General features: G+C 33.8%; 15 protein-coding genes and 1 tRNA gene. 8 read left to right on the plus strand and 8 right to left on the minus strand.

The annotated features are described in order from the left end of the window. Positions 1-21: 21 nt before the first annotated feature. Complete coding sequence (locus K7G76_RS13035; RefSeq protein ID WP_223034661.1) at positions 22-462, minus strand: retropepsin-like aspartic protease; 441 nt, start codon at positions 460-462, stop codon at positions 22-24. A 52-nt stretch (positions 463-514) separates the two neighbouring features. Here K7G76_RS13035 and K7G76_RS13040 point away from each other — a divergent pair, with 52 nt between their 5' ends. The 8 genes from K7G76_RS13040 to K7G76_RS13075 all read left to right on the plus strand — a co-directional run bounded on the left by K7G76_RS13040 (position 515) and on the right by K7G76_RS13075 (position 5,744). Continuing rightward, positions 515-1,282, plus strand: coding sequence for a TatD family hydrolase (locus tag K7G76_RS13040; protein ID WP_223034662.1), 768 nt, complete (start codon positions 515-517; stop codon positions 1,280-1,282). A gap of 3 nt (positions 1,283-1,285) precedes the next feature. After that, entirely contained in the window at positions 1,286-2,317 is a 1,032-nt protein-coding gene (locus K7G76_RS13045) for an asparaginase (protein ID WP_223034663.1), read from the plus strand. 82 nt (positions 2,318-2,399) lie between these two features. Further along, positions 2,400-2,487 (plus strand) — tRNA-Ser (locus K7G76_RS13050). A gap of 75 nt (positions 2,488-2,562) precedes the next feature. Beyond that, positions 2,563-3,336 (plus strand): MotA/TolQ/ExbB proton channel family protein, encoded by a 774-nt coding sequence (locus K7G76_RS13055; RefSeq protein ID WP_223034664.1) that lies wholly within the window; start codon positions 2,563-2,565, stop codon positions 3,334-3,336. Between the two features lie 26 nt (positions 3,337-3,362). Beyond that, complete coding sequence (locus tag K7G76_RS13060; RefSeq protein WP_223034665.1) at positions 3,363-3,815, plus strand: hypothetical protein; 453 nt, start codon at positions 3,363-3,365, stop codon at positions 3,813-3,815. Positions 3,816-3,820: 5 nt separating this feature from the next. Next, positions 3,821-4,456 carry an ExbD/TolR family protein gene (locus tag K7G76_RS13065; RefSeq protein ID WP_223034666.1) on the plus strand — a complete coding sequence of 212 codons (636 nt, stop codon included), beginning with the start codon at positions 3,821-3,823 and terminating at the stop codon, positions 4,454-4,456. A 17-nt stretch (positions 4,457-4,473) separates the two neighbouring features. Further along, positions 4,474-4,956, plus strand: a complete 483-nt coding sequence (locus K7G76_RS13070; RefSeq protein ID WP_223034667.1) for an ExbD/TolR family protein — start codon at positions 4,474-4,476, stop codon at positions 4,954-4,956. Between the two features lie 83 nt (positions 4,957-5,039). Further along, a complete protein-coding gene (locus tag K7G76_RS13075; protein WP_223034668.1) occupies positions 5,040-5,744 on the plus strand; it encodes a porin family protein in 705 nt (234 codons plus the stop codon). Here K7G76_RS13075 and K7G76_RS13080 read toward each other — a convergent pair. The 7 genes from K7G76_RS13080 to tsf all read right to left on the minus strand — a co-directional run bounded on the left by K7G76_RS13080 (position 5,739) and on the right by tsf (position 14,410). After that, a complete protein-coding gene (locus K7G76_RS13080) occupies positions 5,739-6,344 on the minus strand; it encodes a hypothetical protein (protein WP_223034669.1) in 606 nt (201 codons plus the stop codon). The genes K7G76_RS13075 and K7G76_RS13080 overlap by 6 nt on opposite strands. Continuing rightward, positions 6,344-7,804: an RNA polymerase factor sigma-54 gene (rpoN, locus tag K7G76_RS13085; RefSeq protein WP_223034670.1), complete on the minus strand. Its 1,461-nt coding sequence runs from the start codon at positions 7,802-7,804 to the stop codon at positions 6,344-6,346. The genes K7G76_RS13080 and rpoN overlap by 1 nt, the downstream gene beginning before the upstream one ends. A gap of 148 nt (positions 7,805-7,952) precedes the next feature. Then, on the minus strand, positions 7,953-9,386 hold the full coding sequence (gene asnS, locus K7G76_RS13090; RefSeq protein ID WP_223034671.1) for an asparagine--tRNA ligase: 1,434 nt from the start codon (positions 9,384-9,386) through the stop codon (positions 7,953-7,955). 90 nt (positions 9,387-9,476) lie between these two features. Beyond that, entirely contained in the window at positions 9,477-11,882 is a 2,406-nt protein-coding gene (locus K7G76_RS13095; RefSeq protein WP_223034672.1) for an efflux RND transporter permease subunit, read from the minus strand. 117 nt (positions 11,883-11,999) lie between these two features. Beyond that, positions 12,000-12,554, minus strand: a complete 555-nt coding sequence (gene frr / locus K7G76_RS13100; RefSeq protein ID WP_223034673.1) for a ribosome recycling factor — start codon at positions 12,552-12,554, stop codon at positions 12,000-12,002. A gap of 48 nt (positions 12,555-12,602) precedes the next feature. Beyond that, on the minus strand, positions 12,603-13,310 hold the full coding sequence (gene pyrH / locus K7G76_RS13105; RefSeq protein ID WP_223034674.1) for a UMP kinase: 708 nt from the start codon (positions 13,308-13,310) through the stop codon (positions 12,603-12,605). 128 nt (positions 13,311-13,438) lie between these two features. Then, positions 13,439-14,410 carry a translation elongation factor Ts gene (gene tsf, locus K7G76_RS13110; protein ID WP_223034675.1) on the minus strand — a complete coding sequence of 324 codons (972 nt, stop codon included), beginning with the start codon at positions 14,408-14,410 and terminating at the stop codon, positions 13,439-13,441. Positions 14,411-14,421 lie beyond the last annotated feature (11 nt).

The following is a 14,421-nucleotide window of genomic DNA, read 5'->3' on the forward strand; positions in this document are numbered from 1 at the left end:
TAACAAATTATAAGAATTGCATTACATTTTTAGATACAAATATTTCTTTTCGTAATCAATGATAGCTTTTGATTTTTTTAAAATGTCTGCACCAATTATGCCATCTACAGGTTCGGCATTATGATTTGTAAGTGCGGTGTTAACATGAGACAAATTAAATAGGATTAAAGCGACCTTATCTTGTTTCCATTTGCCTATTTTTAGTTTATTCTTTTTTGAAATTTGTGTTAGCATATCAATAGCGCCGGCACCAGCTGCTTTAACTTCAGAGTCTTTAGCCTTTAATTTAAAATTATCAATAGCATCAAACCCAACACAAGAATTAGATGCGCCAGTATCTAAAATAAAACGCCCTTTAACACCATTAATAGTTGCTTTAATTTCAAAATGATTGGTTTTGGTTAGCTTTAATTTAACCTTGGTATAGCCTTTATTTAGGAGAAAATCTTGAATGCTTTCCATAACTAATAGTTTATAGCAAAGATAGTAATGTAAAAAGATATATTTTTGCCTTATGATAATTACCGATACCCATACGCATTTATATAGTGAAGCTTTTGGCGAGGATAGACCAGAAATGATTAAACGCGCTTTAGATAATAATGTTACACGTTTTTTCATTCCAGCTATTGATTCTTCATATACAAATTCCATGCTACAGTTAGAGCAGGAATTTCCGAAACATGTTTTTTTAATGATGGGGTTGCATCCCACTTCGGTAAAAGAAAATTATAAAGAGGAATTAGCCCATGTGGAAGATATGTTGGCTAAAAGATCATTTTTTGCAATTGGTGAGATTGGAATTGACTTATATTGGGATACATCAACATTGGAGATTCAAAAACAAGCATTTAAACACCAAATACAATTGGCTAAAAAGTATAAACTGCCCATAGTTATTCATTGTCGAGATGCCTTTGATGAAATTTTTGAAGTTTTGGAAACAGAGAAATCAGACGATTTGTATGGAATTTTTCATTGCTTTACAGGAACAAAAGAGCAGGCAGAAAGAGCCATTTCCTTTAATATGAAATTAGGTATTGGTGGAGTAGTAACCTTTAAGAACGGTAAAATAGACCAATTTATTAATGAGATTGATTTAAAACATATTGTTCTAGAAACCGATTCGCCGTATTTAGCTCCAAAACCTTATAGGGGAAAGCGAAATGAAAGCAGTTATATCGTTAAGGTTTTGGAAAAGCTTTCAGAGTTATACCAGTTGCCTCAAGAAGAAATAGCCGAAATTACGACTCAAAATTCAAAAGACGTTTTTAATATTTAATTCATGGAAAGCAACAACCCAAACATTCTATTGATATATACAGGAGGTACTATCGGGATGATTAAAAATCCCAATACAGGTGCATTAAAATCATTTGATTTTAATAACCTTTTAAAACGAATTCCAGAATTAAAACTGCTTACCTGTAATATTGAAACGGTATCTTTTGATGACCCCATAGACTCTTCTAACATGAACCCAGATTATTGGGTTCGGCAAGTTACTATTATTGAAAATAATTATAATAACTATGATGGTTTTGTGGTGTTGCATGGCAGTGATACCATGAGTTACACGGCTTCAGCATTAAGCTTTATGTTAGAAAATTTAGCAAAACCTGTTATATTAACGGGATCTCAATTACCCATAGGAGATTTACGAACCGATGCAAAAGAGAATTTAATTACTTCTATTCAAATGGCATCGTTGCAATATAGAAACAAGCCCGTAATTAGGGAAGTGTGTTTGTATTTTGAATATAAATTATATCGGGGTAACAGAACCACTAAAATCAATGCAGAACATTTTGAAGCCTTTGAATCTCTAAACTACCCACATTTAGCCGAATCAGGTGTGCATATCAAACTAAACAACGAGGCGCTTTTCCTTCCCAATGCAAGAAAAAAATTAGTTGTGCATAAAACATTTGATACAAACATTGCCCTAATAAAATTATTTCCAGGAATTTCAGGAACCATTTTAAAAAGTATTTTAAAGACACCCAACCTTAAAGGGGTGGTATTAGAAACATATGGAGCCGGCAACGCTTCAAATGAAGACTGGTTTATCCAACCTTTAAAAGAAGCTATTAAAAATAATATACATATTATTAATGTAACTCAATGTTCGGGAGGTAGTGTTAATATGGGTCAATACGAAACAAGTTCGCAGCTAAAAAATATAGGTGTAATTTCAGGAAAGGATATTACAACAGAAGCAGCTATAACAAAGCTAATGTATTTATTAGGTGAAGAAATTTCATCAAAAACCTTTAAAACCGTTTTTGAAACACCGTTAAGAGGGGAGTTAACCTAAAAAATGGCAATAAATTAACTTACAAAATTTTCAGCTTTGCTAGTTTTTTTGTTATTTGGCACACTGTAATAAAATTAATTACAGAGAGGTGGCCGAGTGGTCGAAGGCGCACGCCTGGAAAGTGTGTATACGCCAAAAGCGTATCGAGGGTTCGAATCCCTTCCTCTCTGCTGTAATTTTAATTTTTTAATTACAATTTTTTTATATCTTTAACACTTTAACTAATAAAATTAAGAACAAGAACAATGAAAAGATTATTTTCTATCCTAGCCATTTTATGTTTTATGGCATTCGGAACAGCTAACGCAACTACAAATGCAAACACAAATGCAAATACAGTTGTTACTACAATTCAAGATGATGCTGCTGATGATACGGCTGCAGAGGAATTAGGATTTCACCAAGAGCTTAAAAAACGTTTTATAGAAGGTGGACCAGGATTTATGGGTATTGTACTTTTATGTTTAATTCTTGGTTTAGCCATAGCCATCGAGAGAATTATCTTTTTAAACCTTTCTACTACTAATACTAAAAAATTAACTCAAGATGTTGAAGATGCATTACAATCAGGTGGTGTAGATGCAGCAAAAGAAGTTTGTAGAAATACAAAAGGACCTGTTGCTTCTATTTTCTATCAAGGATTGGATAGAACAGACGAAGGTATCGAAGCTGCCGAAAAAGCTGTTATTGCTTATGGTGGTGTTCAAATGGGACAATTAGAGAAAAATGTATCTTGGATTTCGTTATTTATTGCTTTGGCACCAATGTTAGGGTTCATGGGAACAGTAATTGGTATGATTCAAGCATTCGATAAAATTCAAGCAGCTGGAGATATGCAACCATCACTTGTTGCGGGAGGTATTAAAGTAGCACTTTTAACAACTGTATTTGGTTTAATTGTGGCGATTATTCTTCAAATTTTCTACAACTATATTATTGCTAAAATTGATAGTATCGTAAATGATATGGAAGATGCTTCTATAACATTAATGGATTTATTGATTAGAAACAAGAAGTAATTACTAACAGCAATAATTTTTAAATTATGAATTTACACAAAATTTTAAAAATAGTAGCAGCTGTTTTAGGACTGGCAGGAATTGTCTTTTTAATTAGAATTATTAATGAAGGAGATGAGGCTATCAAAGCTGCTGCCGAAATGGGCGATACTGCTATTGTTGAACCAATGGCAATTGTAGCTTACATTATTATGGGCATTACGTTGTTATTTGTATTGGTCTTTGTTTTAAAGAATCTGTTTACAAATACAGCTACACTTAAGAATACTTTAGTAGGAGTAGGAGCCTTTGTATTGTTAGCATTAATTTGCTACTTCGCGTTTGCTACAGGCGTTGAAACACCTTTACGAGACGGCGAAGTTTTATCTGCAAATGGTTCTAAAATGGTAGGCGCAGGTTTATACATGTTTTATTTTCTGGTATTAATTGCCGGAGGAGCCATGTTATTTTCAGGCGTAAAAAAAATGTTGAATAAATAAATATTATGGCAAAACGATCAGCACCGGAAGTGAATGCAGGCTCAATGGCTGACATTGCTTTCTTATTATTAATATTCTTCTTGGTAACAACTACCATTGAAATAGACTCTGGTCTAAATCGAAAGTTGCCACCAATAGAAGAAACCGAACCGCCTATTATTAAAAAAAGAAACATTTTTCAAGTTACTGTTAATAGATATAACCAGCTTCTTTTGGAATCAAATGGTAATGAAGGTAGAGAGATTAAGTTGAAAGATTTAAGAAAAGAAGCCGTTGCTTTTTTAGATAATGGAGGAGGTACAGGTGAAGATGCATGTAAGCGTTGTAAAGGAAAACGTAATCCAAGTTCTTCAGATAATTTTGATAAGGCTATTATTTCTTTACAAAATGATAGATTTACAAGTTATGAAACTTATATAGCAGTTCAGAACGAGATTATTGCAGCTTATAACGAGTTGCGTAATAGAGAGTTTGTGATTGATTATCCAAACTTGAATATGAGCTATGTTGAAGCGGAAAAGAAATACAACGATGCTAGAACTACTCGCGAAGAGAAAGCGTTCTTGAAGGATAAGTTAGAAGCTATTAAGCTTTTAATCCCACAGAAATTCTCTGAAGCGGAACCAAGAAAGTCTAATTAGATAAAAACGTATAATTTATGTCTAAATTTAAAAAGAAAAAAGGAGGTGATTTACCGGCAATTTCTACAGCATCATTACCTGATATTGTATTTATGCTGTTATTCTTCTTTATGGTTGCAACAGTTATGCGTCAGAACACATTAAAAATTGAAAATAGATTACCAGCTGCAGATCAGGTTGAAAAGCTAGCTAAGCGTAATTTGTTAATGTATATTTATGCAGGTAAACCTAGTAGTGCTTATAAAGATATGGGTACAGTTGCTAGAGTTCAATTAAATGATAAGTTTGCTGATGTGTCAGAAATTGCAGCATTTATTGCAGCAGAGCGTGCTAGTAAGCGTGAGGAAGAAATTCCGTTTTTAACCACCGTTTTAAGTGTGGATAAAGAAACGAATATGGGACTTGTTTCTGATATTAAGCAGGAATTACGTAAAGTTAACGCCCTTAAAATTAATTATAAAACTAGACAAGGCGATGCTATTGCAAGCCTTAACCAATAATTTACTCTTAATTTTATAATTTAAAGACGTATTGAGAAATCAGTACGTCTTTTTTTATTAAATTCATCTTGTTAGTCAATACCATGAAGCATATATTTTTATTACTTGTCGGAATTCTTTGGTTTCAACAATCTATGGCACAAAAAGAACAAGATACTATTTCTAAAATTGAAGATCCACGCTATTTAGAAGACCAATTTTATGCAGCCATTACCTATAATATTCTGGGTAAAAAGCCAAACGGACTCTCTCAAAGCGGATTTTCGAGTGGATTTCATTTAGGGTATATTCGAGATATTCCGTTAAATAAAAATAGAAACTTTGGACTTGGTGTGGGTTTAGGTGTTTCGGCAGATTCCTATAACAACAATCTATTAATCACTAAAGATAGCAATGGAAATTACGATTACATCATTTTGGATGAAGAGAATATAGGGTACTCTAAAAATAAGTTCACGATTTACACTGTGAATTTACCAATCCAAATAAGATGGCGAACATCTACCCAATCCGAATATAAATTTTGGCGAATTTATACAGGTTTAAATATTGAGTATGTTTTTGCCACCAGTTCTAAATATAAAGGAGAATTAGGAAAAATTAAAAATAACAATATTAAGAGCATTAGTGATTTTCAATATGGGTTAACCATAAGTGCGGGATATAATACATGGAATATTTATTTTTATTATGGACTTAATCCAATTTTAGGTGACATCAATAGTAGCAGTAATTTTAGTACCGATATGAATGCGCTTAAAGTAGGACTAATATTTTATTTGCTATAACCAATAATTTACCAAAATAAGCTGTGGTACAACACCTATAAAGAAGCCAACAAGCAATTCTTTAAAGTCATGAGCATTTAAATCTAAACGAGAAGTGGCAACAGCCCCAATAATGATAGCCATTAAAGCTAATGTTCCATTTATGTTAATACTAAAATGAATACTTAAAGCCACAAAAAACATAAATATACCTCCAACCGCAATCATGTGTATACTGGCTTTGAACTTCAAAATAGCCAAGAACAAACAGGTAAGATTTGAAAACAGAATACCAACAAAAAAGTAATGGAGTTCTATAATCTCATCGCTAGGGAGCACGCGAATTAAAATTAAAGCGGTTATAACCGAATTTAATAGTAATGGAATAATACGCTCTTTCGTGTTTGATAAATAAATAGATGTAGCTTTGCCTAAAGTTTTAAGTAAATAGTAAAGTAGTATTGGTAATAAAACCGTTAAAATAAATAGTGAGATAAGTTTAGCTTGAACTATTTGATAGGGAATATAGCGTGGCGATTTAGAAAAGTAAAATACAACACCCAATAGCGGCATTATTATAGGGTGAAAAACAAACGATAAACCTTTTAGTATTTGATGCATTATATTTTTTTACGCAATCTGGCAACTGGAATATCCAATTGTTCTCTATATTTGGCCACTGTTCGTCTTGCTATAGGGTATCCTTTTTCTTTAAGAATTTTAGCTAGAGCCTCATCGGTAAGCGGTTTCTTTTTGTTTTCTTCTTCAATAACCGTTTCTAGAATTTTTTTAATCTCTCGAGTAGAAACTTCTTCACCTTGATCATTTGTCATAGATTCAGAAAAGAAATCCTTAATGAGTTTTGTACCATAAGGCGTGTCAACATATTTACTATTGGCCACACGAGAAACAGTAGAAACATCCATGTCAATTTCATCAGCTATATCTTTTAAAATCATTGGACGTAATTTACGCTCGTCACCAGTTAAAAAATAGTCTTTTTGGTAGTGCATAATGGCACTCATGGTGACAAATAAAGTTTGTTGGCGTTGCTTAATGGCTTCAATAAACCATTTGGCAGCATCTAATTTTTGTTTGATAAATTGAACAGCATCTTTCTGCGATTTCGATTTTTCTTTAGAGTCTTTATAACCCTTTAGCATATTGTTGTACTCTCGGGAAACATGCAACTCTGGAGCATTTCTGCCATTTAAGGTTAATTCCAATTCACCATCAACAATTTTAATGGCAAAATCGGGGACAACATGTTCAACTATACGGTTATTACCAGCGTAAGAGCCTCCAGGTTTAGGATTTAAATGCTCAATAATACCTATGGCACCTTTTAATTGGTCTTCGGTTATGTCAAATTTCTGAAGCAGTTTTTTATAATGCTTTTTGCTAAATTGCTCAAAGGCATTATCAATAATTTGTATAGCAAGTTCAGTATCTGCAGTTTTTTCTTTTCGGTGCAATTGAATGCTTAAACATTCTTGAAGATTTCTAGCGCCAACACCTGCTGGGTCTAACTGATGCACAATTTTAAATACCGCTTCAATTTTATCTTCTGTTGTGTAAACATTCTGGGTAAATGCCAAGTCGTCCATAATATCACTTACTTCGCGACGTATATAACCGCTTTCGTCTACACTACCTACTAAAAATTCAGCAATATCACGTTCCTCATCGGTTAACCTAAAGGTGTTTAATTGATTGATTAAATGTTGGGTAAACGACGTTCCTGCAGCATAAGGCACAGACTTTTCATCATCGTCGGCACTATAATTATTAGCTTGGGTGCGATAATCTGGTATTTCATCATCACTCAAATATTCATCAACGTTGATGTCTTCAGAGTTAATAGACTCATTATCGTCATAGTCGTCAGTACTATTATCAAAATTGTCATCAAAATCATCGTCTAGCGATTCTTTACCACCTTCTAAAGCTGGGTTCTCCTCAAGTTCTTGTTTTAAACGTTGTTCAAAAGCTTGTGTAGGTAGTTGAATCAGTTTCATTAACTGAATCTGTTGAGGGGATAATTTTTGCGATAATTTAAATTGTAAATACTGCTTTAGCATGCTGTTATTTGGGTTTTTATAAAAATAAAAAAAACAATCTACATAAATAATTTAACGCAGATTGTTTTTGATAATTATCTTATAATTTGATTAAGTGTAATTCCTGTCTTTATTTCGACAAATTCAATGTGGCACACAGGAATACAATCTAGAATTCAGCATTTTGCGGTGTTCTTGGATATGGTATAACATCACGAATATTACCCATTCCTGTGGCGAACATAACCAAGCGCTCAAAACCTAGACCAAAGCCAGAATGAACAGCGGTTCCATACTTGCGCAAGTCTAAATACCACCATAATTCTTGTTCATCAATATCTAAAGCAGCCATTTTCTCTTTTAAAACATCCAAACGTTCTTCACGTTGTGAGCCACCTACCATTTCACCAATTCCAGGGAATAAGATATCCATGGCGCGTACGGTTTTTCCGTCTTCATTTAAACGCATATAAAACGCTTTAATGTTAGCTGGGTAATCAAATAAAATTACAGGGCACTTAAAGTGTTTCTCAACAAGATAGCGTTCATGCTCACTTTGTAAATCGGCTCCCCATTCTTCAATAAGATATTTGAATTTCTTTTTCTTGTTAGGCTTACTATTTTTTAAAATATCAATAGCTTCCGTGTAGCTTACACGCTTGAAATTATTATCGACAACGAATTTAATTTTTTCAATAAGGCTCATTTCAGAACGCTCGGCTTGAGGTTTAGTTTTTTCCTCGTCCAAAAGACGTTTTTCTAAAAAGGCTAAATCATCTGAATTATGTTCTAATACATACTTTAAAACATACTTCATGAAATCTTCAGCCAAATCCATATTGCCATCCAAATCCATAAACGCTACTTCAGGCTCAATCATCCAGAATTCAGCTAAATGACGTGATGTGTTAGAGTTTTCGGCTCTAAAGGTTGGTCCAAATGTATAGACTTTACCCAATGACATAGCGTAGGTTTCGGCTTCCAACTGTCCTGAAACTGTTAAGTTGGTTTCCTTTCCAAAAAAGTCTTCTTTATAATTTACTTCACCATCTTCTGTTAAAGGTGGATTTTTAGCATTCAATGCGCTTACCCTAAACATTTCACCTGCACCTTCGGCATCGCTACCTGTAATAATTGGCGTATGCATGTAGTAGAAACCATTCTCATTAAAATATTGGTGTATGGCAAACGATAACGAAGAGCGCAGTCGCATAACGGCGCTAAACGTATTGGTTCTTGTACGCAAATGAGCGTTTTCTCTTAAAAATTCAAACGAGTGTTTTTTAGGTTGAATAGGGTAGGTTTCAGGATCTGAATCGCCTAAAACATCAATTTTAGACACCTGAATTTCTACATTTTGTCCTTTCCCTTGACTTTCGGTTAACTCGCCTATAATATGAACAGCAGCACCGGTTGTGATACGTTTTAAAACCGACTCGTCAAGATTTTCAAAATCTACAACACATTGAATGTTATTTAAAGTAGAGCCATCATTTAAGGCAATAAATCTGTTGGCTCTAAATGTACGAACCCAACCTTTAACTTCTACTTCTTGTAAAACAAGATTCTTCTCAAGTAATTCCGCAACTGTGTACGTTTTCATGTGACTAAAATTTTGATTGCAAATATAAAAAAAGCCTAGTGGCTTTCAAGCCTGACCATGATATTTATTCAAGCCAAAAGTGTATAATTTTTAGTTGTTTTCAATTATATCGTTGTCATCATCATCGTCAGGAATAATATTAATGCTTGGCTCTTTTAATACTTCTTTATTAGCGATACTGCGTTCTAATGACAATAACAAAGAGGGGAGCAATAACAAGTTAGATAACATGGCAAACAACAAGGTGGCAGAAACCAGAGCTCCTAATGCCACTGTGCCACCAAAACTGGATATTGTAAACACCGAAAAACCGAAAAATAAAACGATGGATGTATAAAACATACTTACACCAGTTTCACGTAAGGCAGCATAAACGGAAACTCTAATTTTCCAATGATTGGCTTGTAACTCTTGTCTGTATTTTGCTAGAAAATGAATGGTATCATCAACCGAGATACCAAAGGCAATACTAAATACTAAAATTGTTGAAGGTTTTATAGGAACACCTAAAAAACCCATAAGCCCAGCTGTAATAACCAGCGGAAGTAAGTTTGGGATTAGGGATATAATTATCATTCTAAAGGAACGAAACATATAGGCCATAAATAAGGATATCAAAAATATGGCTAAGGTCAGTGATATAGCTAGATTTTTAACCAGATATTTGGTTCCTTTTTGAAAAACCAAAGCTTTGCCAGTTATGGTTATGTCGTACTTTTCTTCAGGAAAAACTTTGTCGATTTCGGTCTGTATATTCTCTTCAATACGCTCCATTTTGTCAGTTCCTACATCCTTCATAAATGTGGTAATTCGGGCATATTGGCCTGTGCTATCAACAAAATCCTTTAACAAGTCAACTTCTGAAGTTGAATTTTTTATGTAAGAAGAGATAAATAAGTTTTCCTGACTGGTAGGTAACTGGTAGTATTTTGGATTGCCATTGGTGTAGGCTTGTTTGGCATATTTCACAAGGCCAACAACAGAAATGGGTTTGGACAATTCTGGAGTTTCTATTATAAGTTCCTCTAACTCATCCATACGTTTTAAAGTTGATAATTTAGTGACGCCCTTTTTACGTTTAGTATCCACTAGAATTTCCAAAGGCATAATACCATTGAACTCTTCTTCAAAAAATCGAATGTCTTCAAAAAAACCAGAGGTTTTAGACATATCCTCAATAAGGCTACCAGAAATTCTAATTTGGTTCATTCCAATCATACTTACCACCAAAAGCACTATTGAAGCAATATAGATGGTAATACGTCTTTGTTTTACCATGCGCTCCATCCAATCAACAAAACCGCCAATCCAGCGTTTGTTTAAGTGTTCTAAATGGCGATCTTTTGGGTAAGGTAAAAAGGTGTATATAATAGGAATAATAAGAAGGCACAAAATGAATATGGCCAAAATACTCAAGGATGCTACCAAACCAAATTCTTTAAGTAAAGTGCTTTCTGTTAACATAAACGTAGCAAAGCCAGAAGCAGTAGTAACATTGGTCATTAGGGTTGCGTTACCAATTTTGGTAATAACGCGTTGTAATGACTTGACTTTATTACCATGAAGTTTTACCTCATGCTGATACTTGTTAATTAAGAAAATACAATTTGGTATACCAATTACTATAATTAATGGTGGGATTAAGGCCGTTAAAACCGTTATTTCATACTCCAATAATCCTATAATTCCAAATGTCCACATAACACCTAAACACACCACAAACATGGAAATTAAGGTGGCCCTAAACGAACGGAAAAAGAAAAAGAAAATAAGTGAGGTGACTAATAATGCAGCACCAATAAAAACACCTATTTCATCAACTATGTTTTGTGCATTTAGTGTTCTTACATAAGGCATACCCGAGGCACGAACATCCAGGTTGTATGCGCTTTCAAACTCTTCTATAAGCGGAATTAAATCGTTAAATACAAAATCTTTACGAACAGCAGTATTGACAATATCTTTCTTTAGATAAATGGCTGTACGAATAGTTTGAGTCTCTTTATTGAATAGGAAATTATCGTAAAAGGGATATTTTTCAAATAAATCTTCCTTAAGCTTTGAAATTTCCTCTGCGCTCGAAATAGAATCGGTTATAAAAGACTCCAGAACAAAGCGTTCGTGTTCGGTATCTTTTTTAAGTTTTTTTAAATCTTTTAATGAAATTACGGCTTCAACCTCATCAAATGTTTTGAATTGCTCTGAAAAATTATTCCATGCATTAAGTTTTTGGACCGTAAATAATGACGAATCCTTAACACCTAATACAACTAGGTTGCCTTCTTCGCCAAAGATTTCAAAAAATTCATTATATGTAACCGTAACAGGATGATCATCAGGCAATAAATTGGCTTCTGTATAGGTGAAACGCATATTGTCCCATTGTCTGCTAAAAAAAATAGTGGTTATTAAAATAACAACCAGAATACCAATTTTATTTCTTAAAATTAGTCTAGCAACAACGTCCCAAAAATTCTTTGTAAGTAATTTAAACATAAGGTTTCAAACGAACGGCAAAGGTAGCAAAAACCTATGTATTTGTTGAATACTTAAGAGATAATATATACTATAATTATATAAAAAAAGCAACTTCAAAAAAGTTGCTTTTAAAAATTATACGGTCATAATTTCCTTTTCTTTGTTTTCGAAAATATGATCAATTTTTTCAACATATTTATCGGTCATCGTTTGAATGTCTATTTCAGCATTTCCTTTTAGGTCTTCAGAAGCGTCTTCCAATTTTTTAATTTCGTGATTAGCCTCTTTTCTGGCATTTCTAATTCCAACTTTAGCATCCTCGGCTTCAGCCTTTGCTTGTTTGGCTAGAGAAGATCTGCGCTCCTCTGTTAAAGGTGGAACATTTATAATTATAGACTCACCATTATTCATAGGGTTGAACCCTAAATTAGCATGCATAATACCTCGTTCAATTTCTTGAAGCATAGCTTTTTCCCAAGGTTGTACTGTAATAGTTCTTCCATCAGGAGTGTTTACGTTGGCAACTTGGTTTAATGGCGTTTGAGAACCGTAATAGTCAACCATAACGCTCCCTAACATGGCTGGACTTGCCTTGCCAGCTCGTATATTGACCAATTGTTTTTCTAAATGCTTAATAGCAGCATCCATGGCTTCTTTAGCAGTGTCTAATATAAATTGTATGTCTTCCATTTCTAAAAAATTAAATTTAAAATAACGTACTCAAAAAATACGCCACAATTATAAATTAACTTTGGTTCCTATTTTTTCTCCTGATACGACTTTAAGCAAATTACCTTTTTTATTCATGTCAAATACAATAATTGGTAATTCATTTTCCTGACTTAATGTAAAAGCAGTTGTATCCATAACTTTTAAACCTTTACGCAACACATCATCAAATGTTATGTGGTCAAATTTAATGGCGTTGGCATCTTTTTCAGGATCTGATGTGTAAATACCATCAACGCGAGTGCCTTTTAAAATAACATCGGCTTCAATTTCTATGGCACGTAACACAGCAGCTGAATCGGTTGTGAAATATGGGTTACCGGTTCCGCCTCCAAATATCACCACACGACCTTTTTCCAAATGGCGCATAGCTTTTCTACGTATAAAGGGCTCGGCAACTTCATTAATTTTTATGGCTGTCTGTAATCGGGTTGGTACACCTGCATTTTCCAATGCACTTTGCAAAGCCAAACCATTTATTACAGTTGCTAGCATACCCATGTGATCTCCTTGAACACGATCCATACCATTGCTCGCACCAGCAACACCTCTAAAAATATTACCACCACCGATTACAATGGCAACTTCTACACCTTGATCTGTTATGGTTTTAATATCATTTGCATATTCAGCTAAACGGTCAGGATCTATGCCGTATTGGCGATTTCCCATTAAGGCTTCTCCTGAAAGTTTTAAGAGTATTCTTTTGTATTTCATGGTTACTTTTGAGCGTTTAGCAAAACTACACAATTTTTTTGTTTTTGAATTGAGATTTTTTAAACGGAATTGCAATAAAAAAGCCTCCCAATTTCATGAGAGGCTTTAGTAAATTATATGATAAATAATTATCCTACTGTAGCACGTTTGAATCCAGTGATTTCAACATCACCATAGGAAGCCACATATTGTGCAACCGTTTGCTTTTCATCTTTAATGAACTTTTGGTCTAAAAGACATTGCTCTTGGTCTAATGTTGTGTTATCAGAAATATAACGCTCCATTTTACCTGGAAGAATTCTATCCCAAATTTGTTCTGGCTTACCTTCAGCTTTTAATTCGGCTTTAGCAGCTTCTTCAGCTTGTGCTAAAACTTCAGGAGTTAATTGTGCCATAGAAATATATTGCGGTACATTTTTTAGGGTTTTTCCTAAACGACCTAATTCAATATTTTCTTTTTCAATAACAGCAATTCTTGCTTCAGTTTCTGCTGCAACGTAAGCAGGATCAAAATCTTTGTACGATAATGAAGTTGCTCCCATTGATGCTACTTGCATAGCGACATCTTTAACTAAAGTTTCAGCATTATCAACTTTAGAAGACAATCCAACTAAAGCAGCAATCTTGTTAATGTGAACATACTGTCCAACATAAGGAGCTTCTAATTTTTCAAAAGCAGTAATGTCTAGCTTTTCACCAATTACACCAGTTTGCTCTGTTAATTTTTCAGCAACGGTCATACCCCCGAAATCAGCAGCTAAAAATTCTTCTTTAGAATTGTAATTTAAAGCAGCTTCGGCTAAATCATTAGCTAACGCTACAAAGTTTTCGTTTTTACCAACGAAATCTGTTTCACAACCTAAAACAATAGCAACGCCAGCTGTATTGTCATCATTAATTTTAGCAATTGCAGCACCTTCAGATGAATCTCTATCGGCTCTTTTTTCGGCTACTTTCTGTCCTTTCTTACGAAGTACTTCAATGGCTTTGTCAAAATCACCTTCAGCTTCAACTAAAGCTTTTTTACAGTCCATCATTCCGGCACCTGTAGCTTGTCTTAATTTATTTACTTCTGCTGCTGTTATTTTTATAGCTTCCATAATATTTTTTA

Source organism: Hanstruepera marina (genome assembly GCF_019880635.1).
Taxonomy (GTDB): Bacteria; Bacteroidota; Bacteroidia; order Flavobacteriales; family Flavobacteriaceae; genus Hanstruepera; species Hanstruepera marina.

What these genes read in the sequence shown, in the direction of transcription:
- K7G76_RS13035 (WP_223034661.1), bottom strand. Translation starts at nt 462, where the DNA reads ATGGAAAGCATTCAAGATTTTCTCCTAAATAAAGGCTATACCAAGGTT.
- K7G76_RS13040 (WP_223034662.1), top strand. Translation starts at nt 515, where the DNA reads ATGATAATTACCGATACCCATACGCATTTATATAGTGAAGCTTTTGGC.
- K7G76_RS13045 (WP_223034663.1), top strand. Translation starts at nt 1,286, where the DNA reads ATGGAAAGCAACAACCCAAACATTCTATTGATATATACAGGAGGTACT.
- K7G76_RS13055 (WP_223034664.1), top strand. Translation starts at nt 2,563, where the DNA reads ATGAAAAGATTATTTTCTATCCTAGCCATTTTATGTTTTATGGCATTC.
- K7G76_RS13060 (WP_223034665.1), top strand. Translation starts at nt 3,363, where the DNA reads ATGAATTTACACAAAATTTTAAAAATAGTAGCAGCTGTTTTAGGACTG.
- K7G76_RS13065 (WP_223034666.1), top strand. Translation starts at nt 3,821, where the DNA reads ATGGCAAAACGATCAGCACCGGAAGTGAATGCAGGCTCAATGGCTGAC.
- K7G76_RS13070 (WP_223034667.1), top strand. Translation starts at nt 4,474, where the DNA reads ATGTCTAAATTTAAAAAGAAAAAAGGAGGTGATTTACCGGCAATTTCT.
- K7G76_RS13075 (WP_223034668.1), top strand. Translation starts at nt 5,040, where the DNA reads ATGAAGCATATATTTTTATTACTTGTCGGAATTCTTTGGTTTCAACAA.
- K7G76_RS13080 (WP_223034669.1), bottom strand. Translation starts at nt 6,344, where the DNA reads ATGCATCAAATACTAAAAGGTTTATCGTTTGTTTTTCACCCTATAATA.
- rpoN (WP_223034670.1), bottom strand. Translation starts at nt 7,804, where the DNA reads ATGCTAAAGCAGTATTTACAATTTAAATTATCGCAAAAATTATCCCCT.
- asnS (WP_223034671.1), bottom strand. Translation starts at nt 9,386, where the DNA reads ATGAAAACGTACACAGTTGCGGAATTACTTGAGAAGAATCTTGTTTTA.
- K7G76_RS13095 (WP_223034672.1), bottom strand. Translation starts at nt 11,882, where the DNA reads ATGTTTAAATTACTTACAAAGAATTTTTGGGACGTTGTTGCTAGACTA.
- frr (WP_223034673.1), bottom strand. Translation starts at nt 12,554, where the DNA reads ATGGAAGACATACAATTTATATTAGACACTGCTAAAGAAGCCATGGAT.
- pyrH (WP_223034674.1), bottom strand. Translation starts at nt 13,310, where the DNA reads ATGAAATACAAAAGAATACTCTTAAAACTTTCAGGAGAAGCCTTAATG.
- tsf (WP_223034675.1), bottom strand. Translation starts at nt 14,410, where the DNA reads ATGGAAGCTATAAAAATAACAGCAGCAGAAGTAAATAAATTAAGACAA.